Origin of the sequence: Streptomyces sp. NPDC102462 (assembly GCF_044765425.1) — a bacterium.
In the GTDB taxonomy this organism is placed as follows: Bacteria; Actinomycetota; Actinomycetes; order Streptomycetales; family Streptomycetaceae; genus Streptomyces.
On sequence record NZ_JBIWKB010000014.1, the window covers coordinates 110,934 to 132,561 of the forward strand.

Annotated in this window: 18 protein-coding genes; 9 read left to right on the forward strand and 9 right to left on the reverse strand. The window is 72.4% G+C overall.

Translation table 11 applies throughout. The annotated features are described in order from the left end of the window. Nucleotides 1–268 precede the first annotated feature (268 nt). From ACIRFL_RS15040 to ACIRFL_RS15055, 4 genes are all read left to right on the forward strand, one after another. Nucleotides 269–943 carry a DUF3105 domain-containing protein gene (locus ACIRFL_RS15040; RefSeq protein ID WP_404028195.1) on the forward strand — a complete coding sequence of 225 codons (675 nt, stop codon included), beginning with the start codon at nucleotides 269–271 and terminating at the stop codon, nucleotides 941–943. Between the two features lie 10 nt (nucleotides 944–953). Then, the gene (locus tag ACIRFL_RS15045) at nucleotides 954–1,580 is read left to right on the forward strand and encodes a DUF305 domain-containing protein (protein ID WP_404028197.1); all 627 of its coding nucleotides are present in this window, start codon (nucleotides 954–956) and stop codon (nucleotides 1,578–1,580) included. 210 nt (nucleotides 1,581–1,790) lie between these two features. Next, complete coding sequence (locus ACIRFL_RS15050) at nucleotides 1,791–3,731, forward strand: protease pro-enzyme activation domain-containing protein (protein ID WP_404028200.1); 1,941 nt, start codon at nucleotides 1,791–1,793, stop codon at nucleotides 3,729–3,731. An 86-nt stretch (nucleotides 3,732–3,817) separates the two neighbouring features. Next, the gene (locus ACIRFL_RS15055; protein ID WP_404028202.1) at nucleotides 3,818–5,566 is read left to right on the forward strand and encodes an NAD+ synthase; all 1,749 of its coding nucleotides are present in this window, start codon (nucleotides 3,818–3,820) and stop codon (nucleotides 5,564–5,566) included. A gap of 464 nt (nucleotides 5,567–6,030) precedes the next feature. Here the strand turns inward: ACIRFL_RS15055 and ACIRFL_RS15060 are convergent, their stop codons facing one another. The 4 genes from ACIRFL_RS15060 to ACIRFL_RS15075 all read right to left on the reverse strand — a co-directional run bounded on the left by ACIRFL_RS15060 (nucleotide 6,031) and on the right by ACIRFL_RS15075 (nucleotide 10,872). Continuing rightward, a complete protein-coding gene (locus ACIRFL_RS15060) occupies nucleotides 6,031–7,245 on the reverse strand; it encodes an MFS transporter (protein WP_404028204.1) in 1,215 nt (404 codons plus the stop codon). A gap of 88 nt (nucleotides 7,246–7,333) precedes the next feature. Continuing rightward, on the reverse strand, nucleotides 7,334–8,380 hold the full coding sequence (locus ACIRFL_RS15065) for an endonuclease/exonuclease/phosphatase family protein (RefSeq protein ID WP_404028206.1): 1,047 nt from the start codon (nucleotides 8,378–8,380) through the stop codon (nucleotides 7,334–7,336). Between the two features lie 183 nt (nucleotides 8,381–8,563). Further along, nucleotides 8,564–9,193, reverse strand: coding sequence for a TetR/AcrR family transcriptional regulator (locus ACIRFL_RS15070; RefSeq protein ID WP_404028209.1), 630 nt, complete (start codon nucleotides 9,191–9,193; stop codon nucleotides 8,564–8,566). 89 nt (nucleotides 9,194–9,282) lie between these two features. Beyond that, nucleotides 9,283–10,872 carry an MFS transporter gene (locus tag ACIRFL_RS15075; RefSeq protein WP_404028211.1) on the reverse strand — a complete coding sequence of 530 codons (1,590 nt, stop codon included), beginning with the start codon at nucleotides 10,870–10,872 and terminating at the stop codon, nucleotides 9,283–9,285. Nucleotides 10,873–11,088: 216 nt separating this feature from the next. On the opposite strand from ACIRFL_RS15075, the gene panB reads away from it, so the two are divergent. From panB to ACIRFL_RS15090, 3 genes are all read left to right on the forward strand, one after another. Then, entirely contained in the window at nucleotides 11,089–11,955 is an 867-nt protein-coding gene (gene panB, locus ACIRFL_RS15080; protein ID WP_404028214.1) for a 3-methyl-2-oxobutanoate hydroxymethyltransferase, read from the forward strand. 279 nt (nucleotides 11,956–12,234) lie between these two features. Further along, on the forward strand, nucleotides 12,235–13,260 hold the full coding sequence (locus tag ACIRFL_RS15085) for an ATP-binding cassette domain-containing protein (RefSeq protein ID WP_404028216.1): 1,026 nt from the start codon (nucleotides 12,235–12,237) through the stop codon (nucleotides 13,258–13,260). Beyond that, nucleotides 13,257–14,066 (forward strand): ABC transporter permease, encoded by an 810-nt coding sequence (locus tag ACIRFL_RS15090; RefSeq protein WP_404028218.1) that lies wholly within the window; start codon nucleotides 13,257–13,259, stop codon nucleotides 14,064–14,066. The genes ACIRFL_RS15085 and ACIRFL_RS15090 overlap by 4 nt, the downstream gene beginning before the upstream one ends. A gap of 26 nt (nucleotides 14,067–14,092) precedes the next feature. Here ACIRFL_RS15090 and ACIRFL_RS15095 read toward each other — a convergent pair whose 3' ends face one another. Further along, the gene (locus ACIRFL_RS15095) at nucleotides 14,093–17,464 is read right to left on the reverse strand and encodes an AfsR/SARP family transcriptional regulator (protein ID WP_404028221.1); all 3,372 of its coding nucleotides are present in this window, start codon (nucleotides 17,462–17,464) and stop codon (nucleotides 14,093–14,095) included. A 35-nt stretch (nucleotides 17,465–17,499) separates the two neighbouring features. Then, complete coding sequence (locus tag ACIRFL_RS15100; protein ID WP_404028222.1) at nucleotides 17,500–17,697, reverse strand: hypothetical protein; 198 nt, start codon at nucleotides 17,695–17,697, stop codon at nucleotides 17,500–17,502. Nucleotides 17,698–17,747: 50 nt separating this feature from the next. On the opposite strand from ACIRFL_RS15100, the gene ACIRFL_RS15105 reads away from it, so the two are divergent. Next, entirely contained in the window at nucleotides 17,748–18,548 is an 801-nt protein-coding gene (locus ACIRFL_RS15105) for a site-2 protease family protein (RefSeq protein ID WP_404028225.1), read from the forward strand. Here ACIRFL_RS15105 and ACIRFL_RS15110 read toward each other — a convergent pair. The 3 genes from ACIRFL_RS15110 to ACIRFL_RS15120 form a co-directional block, all read right to left on the reverse strand. Beyond that, nucleotides 18,538–18,750, reverse strand: a complete 213-nt coding sequence (locus tag ACIRFL_RS15110) for a hypothetical protein (protein ID WP_404028228.1) — start codon at nucleotides 18,748–18,750, stop codon at nucleotides 18,538–18,540. The two genes, ACIRFL_RS15105 and ACIRFL_RS15110, sit on opposite strands and share 11 nt — an antisense overlap. Nucleotides 18,751–18,858: 108 nt before the next feature. Continuing rightward, the gene (gene npdG, locus ACIRFL_RS15115) at nucleotides 18,859–19,584 is read right to left on the reverse strand and encodes an NADPH-dependent F420 reductase (protein WP_404028231.1); all 726 of its coding nucleotides are present in this window, start codon (nucleotides 19,582–19,584) and stop codon (nucleotides 18,859–18,861) included. Between the two features lie 38 nt (nucleotides 19,585–19,622). Further along, nucleotides 19,623–20,696: an exo-alpha-sialidase gene (locus tag ACIRFL_RS15120; RefSeq protein ID WP_404028234.1), complete on the reverse strand. Its 1,074-nt coding sequence runs from the start codon at nucleotides 20,694–20,696 to the stop codon at nucleotides 19,623–19,625. Nucleotides 20,697–20,802: 106 nt separating this feature from the next. On the opposite strand from ACIRFL_RS15120, the gene ACIRFL_RS15125 reads away from it, so the two are divergent. Further along, a complete protein-coding gene (locus ACIRFL_RS15125; RefSeq protein WP_404028236.1) occupies nucleotides 20,803–21,402 on the forward strand; it encodes a hypothetical protein in 600 nt (199 codons plus the stop codon). The last annotated feature ends 226 nt before the right edge of the window (nucleotides 21,403–21,628 follow it).

Below are 21,628 nucleotides of genomic sequence, written 5' to 3' on the forward strand. Positions count from 1 at the left end.
TCCGGCAGGTGTACTGCTCTGCCGCCCATCTTGCCTGCCCGGACCGCCATCCGTAATGGCCGATCCCGATCGTTCCCGCCCGTTTTGATGCGCGTCGCCGAGGCGGCACGTCCCCGCGCTTCACTTCACTCCCGTCACCCCGATTCCTGCGCCCTCCCTACGAAACGCGGTCCCCCGCCCATTACGATCAGCGAGCGCCACCCCGTACCACGCCCCCGCACCACGCCTCCGGCCCTTTCGCCTCATTCCCCCCAGAAGGACACGCCTCATGGCTTCCGCGAAGAACAACAGCAGCGCGGCACGCAAGGCCCGCATAGCGGAGATGCAGCGGGCCGAGCGGGCCCGCGAGCGCCGCAACCGGCTGCTCACCATCGCCGCGAGCGTGGTGGTCGTCGCCGGTCTGGTCGTCGGCGGTGTCGTCCTCGTGAACACGCGGTCCGATTCCACGGACAGCGCGTCGGACGACTCCAAGGGCGCCGGCGACTCGGGGCGCTTCGTGACGGGCGAGGACGGCGTGCGCACCTGGAAGGGCGACCTGGCACGCAACCACGTCCAGACGAGTGTGTCGTACCCGATGCAGCCGCCGGTGGGCGGCAACCACAACCCGGTGTGGCTGAACTGCAACGGCGACGTCTACACCTCGGCGGTGAAGAACGAGAACGCGGTGCACTCGCTGGAGCACGGCGCGGTCTGGGTGACGTACACCGCGGCGGCGAAGAAGGCGGACGTGGACGCGCTCGCGGCCAAGGTGAAGCAGACCCCGTACTCGCTGATGAGCCCGTACGAGGACCAGGCGGCCCCGCTGATGCTGTCGGCCTGGGGCCACCAGGTGACCGTGAAGAGCGCGGACGACCCGGCGGTGAACACGTTCTTCTCGACGTATGTGCAGGGCAAGCAGACGCCCGAACCGGGTGCCTCGTGCACCGGCGGGACGATGAAGTGAGGGCGGCGCGGTGAAGCGGCACATCGGCTGGGTCGCCGGGACCGCGGCCGCCGCGCTGGTCGCGGCCGGCGCGATCACCTACGCGGTCGCCGAGGACGGGGGCTCCGGCGCGGCGGCGCCGGGCGCCGAGTCGGCGGACGCCGGGTTCGCCCGGGACATGGCGGTCCACCATCAGCAGGCCGTCGAGATGTCGTACATCGTGCGCGACCGCACGGACGACGAGGAGGTCAGGCGGCTCGCCTACGACATCGCGCAGACGCAGGCCAACCAGCGGGGCATGCTGCTCGGCTGGCTGGACCTGTGGGGGCTGCCGAAGGTGTCGGCCGAGCCGCCGATGACCTGGATGGGCATGGGCGGCATGCCCGCGGGCAAGGACGGCGCGCTGATGCCGGGCATGGCGACCAACGCCGAGCTGAAGAAGCTGGGCACGCTGTCGGGCGAGCGCGCGGAGGTCTTCTACCTCCAGCTGATGACGGCCCATCACCAGGGCGGTGTGCACATGGCCGAGGGGTGCGTCGCGCGGTGCACGGTCGGGGTGGAGAAGCGGCTCGCGCAGGGCATGGTCGAGGCGCAGCAGTCCGAGATCGCGCTGATGGCCGACATGCTCAAGAAGCGGGGAGCGGCGCCCCGTTCCTGACCTCCGGGCGGGCAAATACCCCAATTCGCCCCGGCTGAAGGTTCCTTGAGCTTCTCTTGACCCCCGCGTTCCCCTGGCATGAACGGTTCATCCGTAAGAGTGACCCCCATCGTGTGATCCACTCGCGGGCCCCTGACCGCCGCGGGCCCCGGTGCGATCGGCGACGACCGCGACCACTACGTGGATGCGAACCGCATCGCAGGGGGTTCTATGAGATCCAACCGCGCCACGGCGCGCGCCGGTGTGAGCATGGCGGCGACACTGCCGATGCTCGCCGGCGCACTGGTGCTCGGCATACCCGCGGCGCACGCCGCGGACGGCCCGGGCCGGGACACGCTCGCGGGTACCAGACCCGCGTGGGCCACGGCCGAGGCGGACCGGGGCGCCACCCCGGACGGCGCCCGGGTCACGGCCCGGGTGTATCTGGCCGGCCGGGACGCGTCCGGCCTCGCGGCGTACGCGAGGGCGGTCTCCGACCCGTCCTCGCCGCTGTACGGCAGGTATCTGAGCGCCGCGCAGGCGCAGGCGCGCTTCGGCGCGACCAGGGCCCAGGTGAAGGCCGTGACGTCCTGGCTGTCCTCGGCCGGCCTGAAGGTCACCGGGGTCACCCGGCGCTACATCGCCGTCTCCGGTGACGCGGCGGCCGCCGAGCGGGCCTTCGGCACCCGGCTGCACGACTTCGCCAAGGGCTCGAAGACCTACCGGGCGCCCGCCCGCACCGCCTCCGTGCCACGCGGCCTCGGCGGCGCCGTGCTGACCGTGACGGGCCTGGACAACGCGCCGCACAAGGCCCACCACCAAGACCAACTGCCGCCGCCGGACGCCGTGTTCAAGAACGCCGGGCCGTTCTCCTCGTACTACGGCTCGAACACCGCGACGACCCTGCCGAGCGCGTACGGCCAGAAGATCCCGTACGCCGTCAAGGGCTACACCGGCAAGCAACTGCGGGCCGCCTACGGCGCCGGCCGGTACACCGGCAAGGGCGTCCGCGTCGCCATCACCGACGCCTACGCCTCGCCGACCATCGCCTCCGACGCCGCCGCCTACGCGCGCAAGAACGGCGACCCGGCCTGGAAGTCCGGCGGGCTGCGCCAGGTGCTGCCCAAGAACTACACGAAGACCGAGGAGTGCGGGGCGGCCGGCTGGTACGGCGAGGAGACCCTGGACGTGGAGGCCGTGCACGCGGTCGCGCCGGACGCCTCCGTCACCTACGTGGGCGCCTCGTCCTGCTACGACGACGATCTGCTCGACTCGCTCGGCAAGATCGTCGACAGCCATCTGGCCGACATCGTCTCCAACTCCTGGGGCGACATCGAGGCCAACGAGACGCCGGACGTGCAGGCCGCCTACGACCAGGTCTTCCAGCTCGGCGCGGTCCAGGGCATCGGCTTCTACTTCTCCTCCGGCGACAACGGCGACGAGGTCGCGAACACCGGCACCAAGCAGGTCGACACCCCCGCCAACTCGGCGTGGGTGACCGCGGTCGGCGGCACCTCGCTGGCCGTCGGCAAGGGCGAGACGTATCTGTGGGAGACCGGCTGGGGCACCGAGAAGGCGAACCTGTCCGCGGACGGCGGCAGCTGGACCGACTTCCCCGGCGCGTTCACCTCCGGCGCGGGCGGCGGCACCAGCCGGACCGTGCCCGAGCCGTTCTACCAGCGGGGTGTCGTCCCGCACTCGCTCGCCAGGGCGAACAGCGCGGCCGGCAACCGGGTCGTCCCCGACATCGCGGCGGTCGCCGACCCGAACACCGGCTTCCTCGTCGGCCAGACCCAGACCTTCCCGGACGGGTCCGCGCGCTACAGCGAGTACCGCATCGGCGGCACCTCGCTGGCCGCGCCGGTGATCGCGGCCGTGCAGGCGCTCGCCCAGGAGGCGCGCGGCGGCAAGGCCATCGGCTTCGCCAACCCGGTGATCTACGCCAAGTACGGCTCCAAGGCGTACCACGACGTCACGGACGACCCGACGGGCTCCGGCCTCGCGGTCGCCCGCGTCGACTTCGCCAACGGCTACGACGCCGCCGACGGCCTGCTCACTTCGGTCCGCAGCCTCGGCAAGGACAGCTCGCTCAAGGCCGTGAAGGGCTACGACGACGTGACCGGCGTGGGCACGCCCGCCGGCGGCTACGTCCAGTCGTACCGCCGTCGCTGATCCCGCGGCGCGGGACGGGGGTGGCGTGGGGTGCACCACACTCCGCGCCACCCCCATCGCGTCGCAGTGACGATTACACTGGGCGCGTGCCTCAACTTCGTCTCGCCCTCAACCAGATCGACTCGCGCGTCGGCGACCTCGCCGGAAACACCGAGACGATCCTCCGCTGGACCCGGCACTCCGCCGAGCGGGGAGCGCATCTCGTCGCGTTCCCGGAGATGGCGCTGACCGGGTATCCCGTCGAGGACCTGGCCCTCAGATCGTCCTTCGTGGAGGCGTCCCGCGCCGCGCTGCGCTCGCTCGCCGCCCGGCTCGCCGAGGAGGGCTTCGGGGAGCTGCCGGTGATCGTCGGCTATCTGGACCGCAGCGAGACCGCCCAGCCGCGGTACGGCCAGCCGGCCGGCGCCCCGCAGAACGCGGCGGCGGTGCTGCACCGCGGCACGATCGCCCTGGCCTTCGCCAAGCACCACCTGCCGAACTACGGCGTCTTCGACGAGTTCCGCTACTTCGTGCCCGGCGACACCATGCCGGTGGTGCGGGTGCACGGCGTCGACATCGCCCTGGCCATCTGCGAGGACCTGTGGCAGGACGGCGGCCGGGTGCCCGCCGCGCGCTCGGCGGGCGCGGGCCTGCTGCTGTCCGTCAACGCCTCCCCGTACGAGCGCAACAAGGACGACACCCGGCTCGACCTGGTGCGCAAGCGCGCCCAGGAGGCGGGCTGCACGACCGCCTACCTCGCCATGATGGGCGGCCAGGACGAGCTGGTCTTCGACGGCGACTCGATCGTCGTCGACGCCGACGGCGAGGTGATCGCGCGGGCGCCGCAGTTCGCCGAGGACTGTGTGGTGCTGGACCTGGACCTGCCCGCGGCCTCGGCGCAGCCGCCCACCGGAGTGGTGGACGACGGGCTGCGCATCGACCGGGTGATCCTCTCCGAGGACCCGCTGCCCGCCTACCCGCCGGAGCTGACCGGCGGCTACGCGGACCGGCTCGACGACGACGAGGAGGTCTACTCGGCGCTGGTGACCGGCCTGCGCGCCTATGTGCGCAAGAACGGCTTCCGGTCCGTGCTGATCGGGCTGTCCGGCGGCATCGACTCGGCGCTGGTCGCGGCGATCGCCTGCGACGCGGTGGGCGCGGAGCATGTGTACGGCGTGTCCATGCCGTCGAAGTACTCCTCGGAGCACTCCAAGGACGACGCGGCCGAGCTGGCCCGGCGCACCGGCCTCAACTTCCGGACCGTCCCGATCGCCCCCATGTTCGACGCGTACATGGCGTCGACGGAGCTGACCGGGCTGGCCGAGGAGAACCTCCAGTCGCGGCTGCGCGGCACGCTGCTGATGGCGATCTCCAACCAGGAGGGTCACATCGTCCTCGCCCCCGGCAACAAGTCGGAGCTGGCGGTGGGCTATTCGACGCTGTACGGCGACTCGGTGGGCGCGTACGGGCCCATCAAGGACGTGTACAAGACGTCGGTCTTCCGGCTGGCCGAGTGGCGCAACCGTGCGGCGGCCGAGCGCGGCCTGACCCCGCCGATCCCGGAGAACTCCCTCACCAAGCCGCCGAGCGCCGAGCTGCGCCCCGGCCAGGTCGACACCGACTCGCTGCCGGACTACCCGGTCCTGGACGCGATCCTCGACCTGTACGTCGACCACGACAAGGGCGCGGACACGATCGTCGCCGCCGGTTTCGACCCGGCCCTGGTCACCAGGACGCTGCGGATGGTGGACACGGCGGAGTACAAGCGCCGCCAGTACCCTCCGGGCACAAAGATCTCCCCAAAGGGCTTCGGCAAGGACCGCCGCCTCCCCATCACCAACGCCTGGCGAGAGTAGCGCTGCGCCGGCCAAGCAGCTGGAACGGTTGCGCCGGAGTTTCGCCCCGTCCTTCGGATGCGGCGACGTTGTGGTCGGGTGCGCAGTTCCCCGCCCCCGAAAGGGGCGCGGGGAACTGCGCGCTCAACCACAACGAACCCGCAGCCAACCCACGACCACTGGCGCCCCGAAAGGGGCGCGAGGAACTGCGCGACCAGCCACAACGCACCCGCAGCCACCCACCGCCGCCCAACCACAACGCACCCACTACCGCCCCCGCGCCGCAGGCACACGCGGGGAACTGCGCGACCAGCCACAACGCACCCGCAGCCAACCCACAACCGGCACCACCCCAAAGGGGCGCGAGGAACTGCGCGACCAGCCACGACGCGCCCGCAGCCACCCACCGCCGCCCAGCCACAACACCCCCGCTGCAACACCCCCGCTGCAACCCCCCGCGCCGAAAAGGGAACCCCACGGCCGAATCAGGACCGTACCGTCTCCTGGTGCTCAGGCACATGCGCCACAACCAGCCGCTGCCGACCCGCCGGCACGGCACGACGGTCCACCGCGTAAGCCACCCCCGCCACCCCAAGCCCCAGCACCGCAAGCACCGCCCCGGCCACCGCAGGTGACGTCACGCCGAACCCCGCGGCCAGGGCGAGGCCACCGACCCACGCTCCCCCGGCGTTCGCCAGATTGAAGGCGGCCTGGTTGGCGGAGGACGCCAGGGAGGGCGCTGACGCGGCCTTCTCCATGACCATGAGCTGCAGCGGCGAGCCCGTGACGAACGCGGCCGTGCCGAGCAGGGTCACCGCGAGCGCCGCGCTCCACTCGGCCCGCATCAGCACCGGGAACAGGGCCAGGACCAGCGCCAGCGAGGCGAGTCCGCCGAACAGGGTGCCGCGCGTGGCGTGGTCGGCCAGCCGGCCGCCGAGCAGGTTGCCCACCGTCGCGCCCACGCCGAACAGGGCGAGCAGCAGCGTCACCCCGGACTCGGCGAACCCGGCGGAGTCCGTGAGCATCGGCGTGACGTAGCTGTAGGCGGCGAACAGCGCGCCGAAGCCCGCCACGGTCGTACCGAGGGCCAGCCACACCGGCACCGAGCGCAGGGCGGCCAGTTCGCCGCGCAGCCCGGTGGCGGGGCCGTGGGTGTGGTCGCGCGGGATCAGCAGGGCGAGGGAGGCGATCGCCGCGAGACCGATCACGCTCACCCCGAGGAAGGTGGCCCGCCAGCCGAAGTGCTGGCCGGCCAGGGTCGCCGCGGGGACGCCCGCGACGTTGGCGACGGTCAGGCCGAGGAACATCAGGGAGACCGAGCGGGCCCGGCGCTCGGGGGCGGCCATGGTCGTCGCGACGACGGCGCCGACGCCGAAGAACGCGCCGTGCGGCAGGCCGCTGAGGAACCGGGCGGCCAGCAGGGATTCATGGCCGGGGGCGAGGGCGGACAGCGCGTTGCCCACCACGAACAGGACCATGAGGCCGATGAGGACGGTGCGGCGGGACATCCGCGCGGTGACCGCGGCGAGCAGCGGCGCGCCGATGACGACGCCCAGCGCGTACGCGGAGACCAGATGCCCGGCGGTCGGCAGGGAGACGTGCAGATCGTCCGCGACGTCGGGCAGCAGGCCCATCATCACGAACTCGGTGGTGCCGATGCCGAAGGCGCCCACGGCGAGGGCGAGCAGGGCCAGGGGCATGAAGGAGCCTGTGCCTTTCGGAGAAGGGGACGGAGCAGCTTATGTTCAGCCTCGGAACAAAGCATCTCAGGCTCAGTATTCCTGCGGGTTACGCAGACGTGTCCACCTTCACACGGGCCGCCACCGGAAGGTGGTCGCTGCCCGTCCTCGGCAGCGTCCACGAACTCTCCGGCTCGACCCCCTTCACCATGATCTGGTCGATCCGGGCCATCGGGAACGACGCCGGCCAGCTGAACCCGAACCCGCTGCCCGCCGCGCCCTGCGTGGAGCGCATCTGGGAGGTGACGGCGTTGAGCGAGCGGTCGTTCATCGTGCCGTTCAGGTCGCCGAGGAGCACGACCCGTTGCAGCGTCTCGTCGGCGATCGCCTCGCCCAGCGCGTCGGCGCTCTTGTCGCGCTGGCGTGCGGTGAACCCGGACGCCACCTTCACCCGTACCGAGGGCAGATGGGCGACGTACACCGCGACCCGGCCGTCGGGCGCGGCGACCGTGGCCCGCATGGCGCGCTGCCAGCCCAGCCGGATGTCGACGGAGCGGACCGCGGTCATCGGGTACTTGCTCCACAGCCCGACGGTGCCGACGACCGCGTGGTGCTTGTACGTCGACGCCAACGCCTTCTCGTACACCGGGACGGCCGACGCCTTCAGTTCCTCGAGCGCCAGCACGTCGGCGCCGGAGGCGGCCACCTCGCGGGCGGTGCCGGACGGGTCCGGGTTGTCGGCGTTGACGTTGTGCGTCGCGACCACCAGGTCGCCCCCGCCGGCCGTGCGGTCGGTGAGCAGTCCGCCGAAGAGGTTCAGCCACACCACGGACGGCAGCACCACCAGGATCAGCGCGGTCGCGGACCGGCGGACGGCGCCGAGGACCAGCAGGACCGGAATGAGCAGGCCCAGCCAGGGCAGGAAGGTCTCGGTGAGACTGCCGAGGTTGCCCACGGTGTTGGGGATGTGCGAGTGCAGCAGCATCACCAGGGCGAGGAGCAGGGCGAGCGCGGCGAGCACGATGCCGCGGCGCCAGATGCCCGGGTCGCGCCAGACGTCGCGCAGGCGGAGCGCCAGGCGCCGGAACCGGGAGCCCCGCGGCCCGGGTCCCGGGCCGCCGTCGTCCGTCTCCGTGATGTACGCCTGCTGCGCCATACCGTCGCCTCACAACCTGCCGTGCACACCGTCGTCCCCCTGGGTCACGACCCTAGGGGATGATCGGCTCCCTGCCCGCCGTCCCATGACGGCCGTACGGAAGTCGAGGACGAACAGGCGGGTGCGCGGAGTTCCTGAGACGGAGGGGGTGGGGTGGACTGTGACGAAACGCGCACATTCGGGCTATGCGCCAGGCGTGCTGACGGGCCGTAGCCCGGCCAGCGCGGTGTCGACGATCTGTTCCGCGAGACCGTCGGGGAGTTCCATGTCGGGGCGCATCACGGAGCGTACGAGCATGGGGCCGACGAACATGTCGTTGGCCAGTTCGAGGTCGACGTCCGGCCGGAGTTCGCCGTTGCGCTGCCCGCGGCGCAGGATCTCCAGGCCCTGCCTGCGCCGGGGCGCTATCACGCTGGTGTGGTAGGCGGCCCAGATCTTGGGGCTGCTCTTCATCTGCACGTGCACGTTGTGCAGGATGGCCGAGGTGCGGCTGGCCAGGCCGCGCAGGCGCAGTGCTTCGAGCAGCACGACCAGGTCGTCGCGCATGGAGGTGCCGGGGAGTTCGGGGTCGGGGGGCTCGGCGGCGCGCATCACGTCGACGAACAGTTCCTCCTTGCCGCTCCAGCGGCGGTAGATGGTGGCCTTGCCGACGCCGGCCGTGCGGGCGATCCGCTCGATGGACAGCTCGGCGAGGGGCACGCCCTCCTCCAGGAGCTTCATCACGCCTTCCAGGATGGCGCGTTCCACGGCTTCGCTGCGCGGACGGCCCCGGACGGGACCGTACGGCTGCGGGCGACTGTCGGCAAGGCTCACGTCACTCCGTCCTTTCGCGGTGCTGCGGGAATTGTCCCGCAGGGCCCTCCTTCCCCCGTACTGACTCTCCGGACGCGTGCGCGGACCGCTCAGTCCGCGGCGGCGACCAGTTCCGTTTCCCGTTCGCCCTCCTGGGCGGCCGGCGGCCGGCCCGGCAGGAACAGCGCCACCACCAGCGCGCCGAGCAGCGCGACACCGGTCCCGCACAGCGCGGTCACATGCATGGCGTGCAGGAACGCGTCGTTGGCCGGGTCGACCAGTGCCTTGCCCTGCGGGCCGAGCTTGGCGGCGACGCCGAGGGTGGCTTCGATGGACTCGGCCGCGGTGTCCCGCAGTCCGGCCGGCACCGCCCCGAGCTTGCCCTCGATGCCGTTGCGGTACGCGGCGGACAGGACCGAGCCCAGCACGGCGATGCCGAGAGCGCCGCCGACCTGGCGGAAGGTGTTGCTCAGCGCGGACGCGGAGCCGGCCTTCTCGCGCGGCAGGGCCTGCATGATGACCACGGAGGTCGGCGTCATGATGTGCGCCATGCCGGTGCCCATCAGGAAGAAGACCAGTTCCAGCAGCCAGATGGGGGTGTCCGCCTCGAAGGTGGCGAAGACGGCCAGGGTCGCGGCGATCAGCAGCAGTCCGGCCGTGGTGGTGGCCCGGTTGCCGAACCGGTCGACGACCAGCCGGGCGCGCGGCGCGAAGATCATCTGCGCGGCGGCAAGCGGCAGCATCAGCACCCCGGACTCCAGCGGCGAGTAGCCGCGCACGCTCTGGGTGTAGAAGACGCCGAAGAACGTCACGCCCATCAGCGCGAAGAAGACCAGCGCGATGGCGCTCATGGCGGCCGAGAAGACCTTGTTCTTGAAGTAGGTGACGTCGAGGGACGGATGGTCGCTGCGCTTCTCGAAGAGCACGAAGGCGACGAGCACGACGAGTCCGGCGGCGATGGTGGCGAGCACGGCCGGGTCGGTGAAGTCGGCGAGTTCGCCGCCCTTGATGATGCCGTAGACGAGCAGGACCAGGCCGACGACGGAGAGGACGACGCCGACGGGGTCGACGCGGCCGGGCCTGGGGTCGCGCGAGTCGGGCACGAGCCAGATCATCAGGGCCACCGCGAGGATCACGATCGGCACGTTGACGAGGAAGACGGAGCCCCACCAGAAGTGGTCGAGGAGCGCGCCGCCGGTGATCGGGCCGATGGCGATGGCGAGTCCGACGCCGCCCGCCCAGATGCCGATGGCCTTGGGCTGTTCCTCGCGCTCGAAGACGTTCATGAGCACGGCCAGGGTGGCGGGCATGACGAAGGCGGCACCGAGCGCCATGAGGGCGCGGTAGGCGATGAGTTGGCCCGGGGAGCCGGACTCGGCGGCCAGGGCCGAGCCGATGCCGAACACGACGAGCCCGCCGAGCAGGACCTTCTTGCGGCCGAGCCGGTCACCGACGAGGCCCGCGGTGAACAGCAGGCCGGCGAAGACGAGGGTGTAGGAGTTGATGGCCCACTCGATCTCGCTCTGGGTGGCACCGAGCCCGGTGGGCGCGGGCATGGAGATCGTCTTGACCGCGACGTTCAGGATCGAGTTGTCCAGCACCACGATCAGCAGGCTCAGCATGAGGACGCCGAGGATGGCCCAACGGCGCCGGTGCACCTCTTCGGGTATCCGGGAGGCGGCTGCAGCGGGAGTTGTCATGGCAACGAGCCTAGGACCATTCCGATACGGAACCGTCTCGTATCTTATTTCTTTGCTCAGACCTTACCGGGAGAGCCGGTCACCGGACGCCGGGCAGCCCGATGCCGAGCGGATCACACGGAGGTCCCCTGGCCGTCACTGGCACGAGGTGCCACCATGGAGGGGATCCGGAGACGCCGTCAGGGCGCTTCGAGATGACCTGAAGGAGCCGTTGCAATGACGCAGCTTTCGGCTGCCCAGACCAAGCCCTCCGACGGCAGCAAGGCGCTGTACGGGGGCAAGGGCACGCGCCGCATCACCGTCCGCGACATCGCCCTCGCCAAGGAGCGGGGCGAGAAGTGGCCCATGCTCACGGCCTACGACGCCATGACCGCGTCCGTCTTCGACGAGGCCGGCATCCCGGTGATGCTGGTCGGCGACTCGGCGGGCAACTGCCACCTCGGGTACGAGACGACCGTGCCCGTCACCCTCGACGAGATGACCATGCTGTCGGCCGCCGTCGTACGCGGCACCCAGCGCGCCCTGATCGTCGGCGACCTGCCCTTCGGCTCCTACCAGGAGGGCCCGGTGCAGGCGCTGCGCTCGGCGACCCGGCTGGTGAAGGAGGCCGGCGTCGGCGCCGTCAAGCTGGAGGGCGGCGAACGCTCGCACGAGCAGATCCGGCTGCTGGTGGACTCCGGCATCCCGGTCATGGCGCACATCGGTCTGACCCCGCAGTCCGTGCACTCCATGGGCTACCGGGTGCAGGGGCGCGGCGAGGAGGCGGCCCAGCAGTTGCTGCGCGACGCGAAGGCCGTGCAGGACGCGGGCGCGTTCGCGGTGGTGCTGGAGCTGGTGCCGGCGGAGCTGGCGGCCGAGGTGACCCGGGTGCTGCACATCCCGACCGTCGGGATCGGCGCGGGGCCCGAGACGGACGCGCAGGTGCTGGTGTGGACCGACATGCTGGGGCTGACCGGTGGGCGGGTCCCGAAGTTCGTGAAGAAGTACGCGGATCTGCGTGCGGTGATGGGTGACGCGGCGAAGGCTTTCGCCGAGGATGTCATCGGCGGCACGTTCCCTCAGGAGGAACACTCGGTTCATTAGGCGTGGGTCCGCTTCGGCCCCCTTCGGGGCGCTGACCTCAAGGCCAATTCGGAAACACCAAGGACGGCCCGCCGATCTTCCCCCGTCGGCGGGCCGTCCCCTCTTTCCGCCTGAACCGGCGCCGCTCTCGCGGATGTGGTTGCTCGCCGTCGGGGTCGCTCAATGAGTGGTTGCTCATTCGGGGGGCGGGTCGGTGGTTGCGGTTTCGTCAGAAGCTGTGCGCGGGGCTGTCGGTGGGCTGTCGGTGGATTGTCGGTGGGGGGTGGGAGCGTGTTCGGCATGACACGAACCGACAACAAGCCCAGCGGGCGTGGGGACGCCGTGACCGTGCGGGGGCTGGTCAAGCACTACGGCGAGACCAAGGCGCTGGACGGCGTGGACCTGGACGTGCGCGAGGGCACCGTGATGGGGGTGCTCGGTCCGAACGGGGCCGGCAAGACCACCCTCGTACGGATCCTGTCCACCCTGCTGGCACCGGACGCCGGCCAGGCGACCGTCGCCGGCTACGACGTCGTACGCCAGCCCCGCCAGCTGCGCCGGGTGATCGGCCTGACCGGGCAGTACGCCTCCGTGGACGAGAAGCTGCCGGGCTGGGAGAACCTGTACATGATCGGGCGGCTGCTCGACCTGCCCCGCAAGGAGGCCCGCGCCCGCGCCGACGAACTGCTGGAGCGGTTCTCGCTGACGGATGCCGCGAAGCGGCCCGCGGCCACCTACTCCGGCGGCATGCGGCGCCGGCTCGACCTGGCCGCCTCCATGATCGGCAGGCCCGAGGTGCTGTACCTGGACGAGCCGACGACCGGTCTCGACCCCCGGACCCGCAACGAGGTGTGGGACGAGGTCAAGGCCATGGTCGGAGACGGGGTCACCGTCCTGCTGACCACCCAGTACATGGAGGAGGCCGAACAGCTCGCCTCCGAGCTGACCGTCGTGGACCGCGGGAAGGTCATCGCGAACGGCGGCATCGAGGAGCTGAAGGCGAAGGTCGGCGGCCGCACGCTGCGGATCCGGCCCACCGACCCGCTGGAGCTGCGCCCGCTCGCCGGGATGCTGGACGAACTGGGCATCACCGGGCTCGCCGCGACGACCGTGGACAGCGAGGCCGGCAGCCTGCTGGTGCCGATCCTCAGCGACGAGCAGCTGACCGCGGTGGTCGGCACGGTCGCCGCGCGCGGCATCACCGTCTCCTCGATCACCACCGAACTGCCCAGCCTGGACGAGGTGTTCCTGTCGCTGACCGGCCACCGTGCCAGTGCCCCGCAGGACCCCGCGCCCGCCGACACCCGCCAGGAGGTCGCCGTATGACCACCGCCACCGCCACCGCTTCCGACGCCCGTATCCCGCTGCGCGGCCACCTGCGGCACACCGGCGCCCTGATCCGCCGCAATCTGCTGTGGATCCGGCAGGACCCGGAGTCGATGTTCGACGCCCTGCTGATGCCGATCGTCTTCACGCTGCTGTTCGTGTACGTCTTCGGCGGCTCGATCGGGCAGGCCCTGGGCGGCGGCCAGGACGGGTATGTGCAGTACGTGATCCCCGGCATGATCGCGATGATGAGCATGACGCTGTCCCAGGGCGTCGGCACCGGCTTCAGCCAGGACTTCAACTCCGGTGTCATGGACCGCTTCCGGTCGCTGCCCATCGGGCGCGGCTCGGTGCTGTTCGCGAAGATCTCGGTGGAGCTGGCACGGATGCTGTTCGCGACCGCCGTGCTGATGGTCGTGGCCGTCCTGGTCGGTTTTGACATCGAGCACTGGGCCGGGCTGTTCGCGGCCGTGGGGCTGTCCGCGGCGTTCGCCTCGTCGATCATGTGGGTGTTCCTCACCCTGGGCGTGGTCCTGAAGAACGCGCAGTCCGTGCAGGCGATGGGCTTCCTGGTGCTGTTCCCGCTGCAGTTCGGCTCGTCCATCTTCGCGCCGACCAAGTCGATGCCGGGCTGGCTCCAGGCCTTCACCGACTACAACCCGCTGTCCACGCTGGCGGACGCGGCCCGCGGGCTGATGGTGGGCGGTCCCGTCGCCCACGATCTGTGGGTCACGCTGGCCTGGTCGGTGGCCATCACGGCGGTGATGGCGCCGGTCGCGATCCACAAGTTCCGTACGAAGAGCTGACGTTGCCGGCTCCGGTGGGGCGCGGTTCAGATCAGGGCGGTGGCCTCCGCGAGGGAGAGGCCACCGCCCTGCCGGTACGCGGCCTCGTAGGCCGCCTCGTCCAGCACCGCACGGATGCCGTCCAGGGCCCGCCCGCGCACCGCGCGCTCCATGCCGGCCGGGAAGTGACCGGCCGGCAGCAGCGCGTCGGCGGCACCTAGGCAGCGGGCGGCGTCCGCGGCACGGCTGCCGCCGTCGATACGGGCCAGGGACACCGCGGCGACGCTCAGATTGATGGACGGCAGCTGCGGGACGATCGCCTGGGCCAGCGGATCGGTGCACCGCCCCAGCGATGTGCGGATCTTGCCAAGGGCCTCCTCGTGCCGGCCGTCGGCGGCGTCCACCCAGGCTTCCTGGCCCAGCAGCAGGGTGTCGAAGACCAGGAAGTGCGCCACCTTGAACTCCTCGCGCACCAGCCGGAGTTGTTCGCGCGCCTCGGCGGTGCGGCCGTCCGCGGCGAACCATCCGGCGAGGAAGAGCCGGGCGGCGGGCATCGCCTCGTCGCCGACGCCGTCCTTGCGGGCCAGCACCTCGCGCAGCAGCCGCTCGCCGCGTTCCGTCTCGCCCGCTTCGAGGAGCACGCCGCCGAGCCGGGCGGTGAGGATCGCCCTCTGGGCGCGGGCGCCGAGGAGTTCGGCGTGCTCGATGGCGGCCTCGAAGTCGGCCGCGGCGGCGCCGAACTCGCCCTTGCGTTCATGGGCCTCGCCGCGCGCGGACAGCGCCTCGGCGGCGCCCCAGGCGTCCCCGAGCCGCCGGTAGATCTCCAGGGCCTCGTCGGCGTCGCGCACCGCGTCGCCCGCCCAGGCGGTGCGGTTGGCGAGCATGCCGGCGCGCAACTGGAGGGTGCTGGCGAGGTTCCAGTCGTAGCCCGGGGTCTCCCGGCAGGTGCGCACACAGGCGTCCAGGATCGTGTACAGCCGCTCGATGTCGCCGGTCAGGACCACGGCGTAGAACCAGATCATCCCGGGGGCCTGGCAGGTCTGCGGCAGGCCGGGCTCGTAGGTGCGGGTGATGACGCGCAGCTTCGCCATGGCCTCGGGGGTCTGCAGGGCGTCCATCTCGCTGTCCAGGCAGGCCAGATGGGCGAGATGGACACCGCGCCGGGCCTCGGCGAGCAGTTCCCCGGTCAGCGGGGGCGGGGTGTCGGTGCAGCGCTGCCACACCGGCAGGGCCGGGCGGACGGGTTCGGCGAACGGGTCGGGGCCGAGGGCCATGACCTCGCCGCACCAGTGCCGGGTCTCGCCGCGCAGGTCGCGCATCTGCCAGTACCAGAGCAGGGAAAGGACCAGGCTCAGGCCCTCCTGCTCGTCGCGGGCGGCGACCGCGTGGCGCAGGGCCGTGCGCAGGTTCTCGTACTCCAGCTCCAGCCGTTCGATGGCCTCGCGCTGGCCCGGGCCGCGCAGCAACGGGTCGGTGGTGCGGGCGAGTTCGCGGTAGTACGTCAGATGGTCGCGTTCGGCACGCGCACCCTGTCCGGCCTGCTCCAGGCGTTCGCCGGCGTAGTCGGCGACGGTCTCCAGGAGCCGGTAGCGCATCGCGCCGTCGGGCGCCGGGGCCGCCACCACCAGGGACTTGTCGACGAGCGAGCCGAGCGCGTCGAGGGCGGTGGGGCCGCAGACGGCCTCGGCGGCGGCGAGGTCGCAGCCGCCCGCGAACACCGAAAGGCGACGCAGCACGTCCCGTTCGTCCTCGTCCAGCAGGTCCCAGGACCAGTCGACCACGGCCCGCAGGGTCTGCTGGCGGGGCCGCACGGTGCGGCTGCCGGAGGTCAGCAGCCGGAAGCGGTCGTCGAGCCGGTCCGCGATCTGCCGCGGTGTCATCAGGCGCAGCCGGGCGGCGGCCAGCTCGATGGCGAGGGGCAGCCCGTCCAGGCGCCGGCATATCTCGGCGCAGGCCGCCGCGGTCTCCTCGTCGGCCTCGACGCGGAAGCCGGGCCGGGCCGCGGCGCCCCGGTCGGCGAGCAGCCGCAGCGCGGCCGGCTCGGACAGCGGCTGCACGGGGCGCACCAACTCGCCGGGCACGCCGAGGGGTTCGCGGCTGGTGGCCAGCACGGTCAGCTGGGGGCAGCGCTCCAGGAGCCGGGCCGCCAGCCGGGCCGCCGCGTCCACGACGTGCTCGCAGTTGTCGAGGACGATCAGCATGCGGCGCCTGCCGCAGTGTTCGACCAGCCGGCCGATCGGGTCGTCATGTCGGTCGCCGACGGCCCGCATGCCCTCGGCGCCGGCGCCGTGCAGCACGGTCTCGCGGGCGCCGATCGCGGTGAGCACGGCCTCCGGTACGGCGGCCGGGTCGTCGACGGGCGCCAGTTCGGCCAGCCACACCCCGTCCGGGGCGGTGTGCCGCATGCTCTCGGCGGCCTCCAGCGACAGCCGGGTCTTGCCGGCCCCGCCGGGCCCGAGCAGGGTCACGAGCCGGGCCGTCGCGAGGTCGCCGCGGATCGCCTCGATGTCGACCTCCCGCCCGACGAAGGAGGTGAGCCGGGCGGGCAGGTTCCCGGGGGCCGGCGGGCCGCCGCCCCCGTCGGGCTCCGCGGCCCGCGGCCCCCCGCCGTCCGGGTGCCGTGCGCCGGGCGCGGCCCCGTCGCCCGCGGTGCCCTGCGGGGCGGGTCCGGTCGTGCGGCCGGTGTGTTCCGGGGGCCGCAGCAGTTCCGCGTGCAGGGCGCGCAGTTCGGGTCCTGGGTCCGAGCCGAGGCGGTCCGCGAGCAGCCGTCGTACGTCCTCGTAGGCGGCCAGTGCCTCGGCGCCGCGGCCCGCGTCGCGCAGCGCGCGCAGCCGCAGCGCCTGCAGGGGCTCGTCCAGGGGGTGGCCGTCGCACAGCGCGGTCAGCTCGGGCAGCGCCTGTTCGGCGTGGCCGAGCGCGAGGGCCGCGGTGTGCCGGGCGCGCAGCGCGTCCAGGCGCCGGGCGTCAAGGCGGGCCGCCTCGGCGGTGCGGTCGGGCAGGTCGGCGAGGGGCGGCCCCTGCCACAGGACGAGGGCGTCGTCGAGGACACCGGCCGCCTTGTGCGGGTCGCCGTCGGCGAGGGCGCGCAGGCCGTCGCCGGTCAGCCGTTCGAAGCGGTACAGGTCGATGTCGTCGGCCGTGGCGGCCAGCCGGTAACCGCCCTCGGCCGAGGCGACGGCCTCGGCGCCCAGCGCCCGCCGCAGCCGGCCCACCAGCGCCTGCAACGCCCCGGTGGCGTCGGCGGGCGGCTCCGTGCCCCACACCTCGTCGACCAGCAGGCCCACCGGCGCGGTGCGGCCCGGCCGCAGCGCCAGCACCGTCAGCAGGGCACGCAGCCGCGCCCCGCCGACCGGGACGGGGGTGCCGTCGGTGCGGAGCGCCTGGGTGGTGCCGAGAATGCGATAGCGCACGGGGTCCATTGTCCGCACAGACGCCGATGCCCCGCCTGCGGGTTTCAGACCCGCGTGAACTGCGAGAAGTCCAGGACGAGCGTCCGGTCCGCCACGGGGATCTCGATCTCCTTGCCGAACGGTCCGGACTGCGAGCACTGGCAGCCGCCGTCCGCCGGCTGGGTCAGCAGCGTCCACGAGGCCGCGAGGACATCGACTGCCAGGAACCCGTGCCGGGGCGCAGGACGTTCTCCCCCCGTCACCGGTACGGTCGACCCCGGTTCGTCCGACCCATCTGGCAGGAGCCCGCCGTATGACCACCGCCACCACCCGCCGCAGCGAACGGAGGATCAGTCCGGTCTTCCTCGGGCTGCTGGCCGTCACCGCGGTCACCGGCTGGGCCACCTGGACCGGGTTCGCCCACCAGCCGGGTGTCGCCGTGTTCCTGTTCGTGACGGCGGCCTGGATCGTCTCCCTGTGCCTGCACGAGTACGCGCACGCGCGCACCGCGCTGCACAGCGGCGACATCACGGTGGGCGCCAAGGGCTATCTGACGCTGAACCCGCTGAAGTACACGCATGCGCTGCTGAGCATCGTGCTGCCGGTGGTCTTCCTGATCATGGGCGGGATCGGGCTGCCGGGCGGTGCCGTGTTCATCGAACGCGGCCGGATCCGGGGCCGCTGGCGGCACAGCCTGGTCTCGGCGGCGGGCCCGCTGACGAACGTGCTGTTCGCGGCGGTGTGCACGGCGCCGTTCTGGCTGGACGCCCTGGACGGGGTGCCCCGGGACTTCCGGTACGCGCTGGCCTTCCTGGCGCTGCTCCAGGTCACGGCCGCGATCCTGAACTTCCTGCCGGTGCCGGGACTGGACGGCTACGGCGTGATCGAGCCGTGGCTGTCGTACGGCGTCAAGCGCCAGGTGGAGCCGTTCGCTCCGTTCGGGCTGCTGTTCGTGTTCGCGCTGCTGTGGATCCCGTCGCTCAACGGCGCGTTCTTCGACCTGGTCGACGCGATCCTGCGCGGCCTCGGGATCGACGCCGTCGGTCAGTACTGCGGCCACGAGCTGTACCGGTTCTGGCGGGACGGCAACCCGTACTGCGCCGTCAGCCCGTGACGGGCGGCCGGCGGCCGGCCCTGCCCCGCTTCATGTAGTACCAGCACATGTTGCTGGACAGCCCGGCCAGCAGCACCCAGACGATGCCCAGCCAGCTGCCCTGGACGAACGAGACGACGGCCGCGGCCACGGCGAGGACGCAGACGACGAGGGTGTAGAGGGCCAGGCGCCGGGTCGGGCCGGGCGGGAGCAGGGCGGGCATCGGATCGGCTCCTGTCGGGGACACTGCTGGACCGGGTGGGACCTCTCGGACCGTCGGACCCGGTGGATCTGTCGGACACCACCAGTGTCCACCATGGGCCGGCGCGTCTCACACGTCGGTGACCCGCAGCCCCGCGTGCGCCTTGTACCGGCGGTTGACGGAGATCAGGTTCGCGACCAGGGACTCCACCTGGTGGGCGTTGCGCAGCCGGCCGGCGAAGATGCCGCGCATGCCTGGGATCCGCCCGGCCAGCGCCTGCACGATCTCCACGTCGGCCCGCTCCTCGCCGAGGACCATCACATCGGTGTCGATCTCGGCGATCTCCGGGTCCTGGAGCAGCACGGCGGACAGATGGTGGAAGGCGGCGGCGACCCTGGAGTCCGGCAGCAGGGCGGCGGCCTGCTCGGCGGCGCTGCCCTCCTCGGGCCTGATCGCGTAGGCGCCCTTCTTGTCGAAGCCGAGCGGGTTGACGCAGTCCACGACCAGCTTGCCGGCCAGTTCCGCGCGCAGTGACTCCAGCGTCTTGCCGTGGCCTTCCCAGGGCACGGCGACGATCACCACATCGCTGCGGCGGGCGGCCTCGGCATTGTCGAAGCCCTCGACGCCGTGCCCGAGTTCGTCGGCGGCGGCCCGGGCGCGTTCGGCGGCCCGGGAACCGATGATCACCTTCTGGCCGGCCCGGGCGAGCCGGTAGGCGAGGCCCTTGCCCTGCGGTCCGGTGCCGCCGAGCACGCCGACCACGAGACCGGAGACGTCGGGCAGGTCCCAGGGGTCCTTGGCGGGCTTTCCTGCGGGGGTTCCGGTGGGCTGCTGTGCGCTGTCGGTAGAGGTCATGCGGCCGACTCTACGTCCACGGCCGTCCGCCCACCCGGTCAGGCGAGCGCCGTGACGGGGACCCGGCGGAAAGTGATCGTCTCGTAGGCGCCGCGGTCGCCGGTCTCGTAGAGGAGTCCGACGGCCGCGGTGTCGATCCGGGCCAGGTCGGAGTAGGCGGCGGGCAGCCCGTCGACCGTGTGCGCCGGGCGCCAGGTGGTGCCGCCGTCGGTCGAGACGCGCAGGGTCATCAGGGCGCGGGCGCCGGGGGCGGCGGGACCGGAGCAGAGCAGCAGATCGGGGTCGCGCAACTGGAGGACCGCGGCCTGGCAGACGGGTCCGGTCAGGCCCGGCTGCGGACGGAACGGCTTGACCAGCGTGCGGCCGCCGTCGGCGGAGTGGGCGTCGGCGCGGGTGCCGGGCGAGCGGGAGGCGGTACGGGTGTTGAAGTAGACGCGTCCGTCGGGGAGTTCGGCGGCGCTGGTCTCGTTGGCGTTGATGTAGCCGTCGGTGTCGTCGTCGACGTAGCCGAGGTACCAGCTCGCGCCGTCGTCGTCGCTGAGCAGGCAGTGGCCGCCGTAGTAGTGGGGCTCCGTGCCGGTGTCGCCGTCCGCGGGCGGCAGGGAGTGGTTGGCGGGCACGACGATCCGGCCGGTGCTCAGCCGGAGGGCGTGGCCTGGGGTGGTGGCGTACCAGCGCCAGCCGGGCAGCTTCACCGACGCGGTGATCTCCGTGGGCCCGGACCAGGTCGCGCCGTCGTCGTCGCTGTGCCGCAGCCAGACCCGGCGGCCGTCGGCGGCCGTGACCTCGCCGCGCCGCACGGCGTCCTCGGTGGCGTGGGCGGCGGCACGGACGTGGACGAGCAGGATCCGGCCGGTGCCGAGGACGACGGGGGCGGGGTTGCCGGCCAGGTCGCCGCCGCCCGGCGCGGCGACCTGGAGCGGGCCCCAGGTGCGGCCGCCGTCCGTGGAGCGTTTCAGCACGATGTCGATCCGGCCGTGGTCGTGCGCGAAGTCGCGGCGGCCCTCGCAGAAGGCCAGCACGGTGCCGGGGCCGGTGACGACCAGGGCCGGGATCCGGTAGCTGGCGTAGCCTTCGTGGCCCGCGCGGAAGGGGACACTGACATCGGTCATGGGCCGGCTCCTCATCGGTCTCGGGGACTGGGCACCCTCCCCGGGTCGGGCGAATCCGCGGTGAACTCCACGTCACGAGTGACCGGTTGCGGCAGGATGCGGTGACATGGATGCCGTACGGGTGGCGCTGTTGCGCGAAGTGCTCGCCGGGACCGAGTGGTTGGGGGCCACGCGGCGGTTCGCGGGGGCGCTGCGCGGCTCGGTGGTGGCGCACGGCGGCGGACTGCTGCTGGTGGGCACGCCGGAGTACGAGCCGTGGCATCTGGCGGCGCATCTGGTGGACGAGGCCGCCTGGTCGGGCACGCCGGAGCTGGCCCCGACGCTGGTACGGCACGACGCGCGGCCCACGGATCCCGCGCAGCTGGCCGTCGGTCCCGGGCGGATCGCGGCGGCGCGGCGGGGCGAGACGCTGCTCGTCGTGGCGCCCGGTGAGCCCGCGCCGCTGCTGGAGCGGGTGCACGACGCGCGGCGGGCCGGGGTGACGGTGCTGGCCCTGGGCTCGGGCGCGGGCGAGCTGGCCGCGATGGCGCACGAGACGCTGACGGTGCCCGAGGACGGCGAGCTGGACCTGGACACGGTGCAGCATCTGGTGAGCGCGGCGGCCGGCGAGAACGCGGTCCCCTCCCCACGGGGCCGCCGCACCCTGCGCGACCGCCTGACAAGGCTGACCGAAACCCTGACGGCCCCGCCCCCCGCCTCCTGGTGACCACCCGCCCGCCTCCGCCGTGACCGGCCTCCGGGGCGCTCGGGGCGGGAGGAAAAGCGGTTGCCCTGGTGGGCGCGGGGGTTCGAGCATGGCCCCTCGTGACGCGTGGCCTTCTTCCCGATCTCGCTCCCTGGCGCAGCTCGGCCAACGCCCCAAAGGGGCGCGGGGAACTGCGCGCCAAACCACAACGCCCCCGCACCCGCCACACGACATACCAAGGCACCCC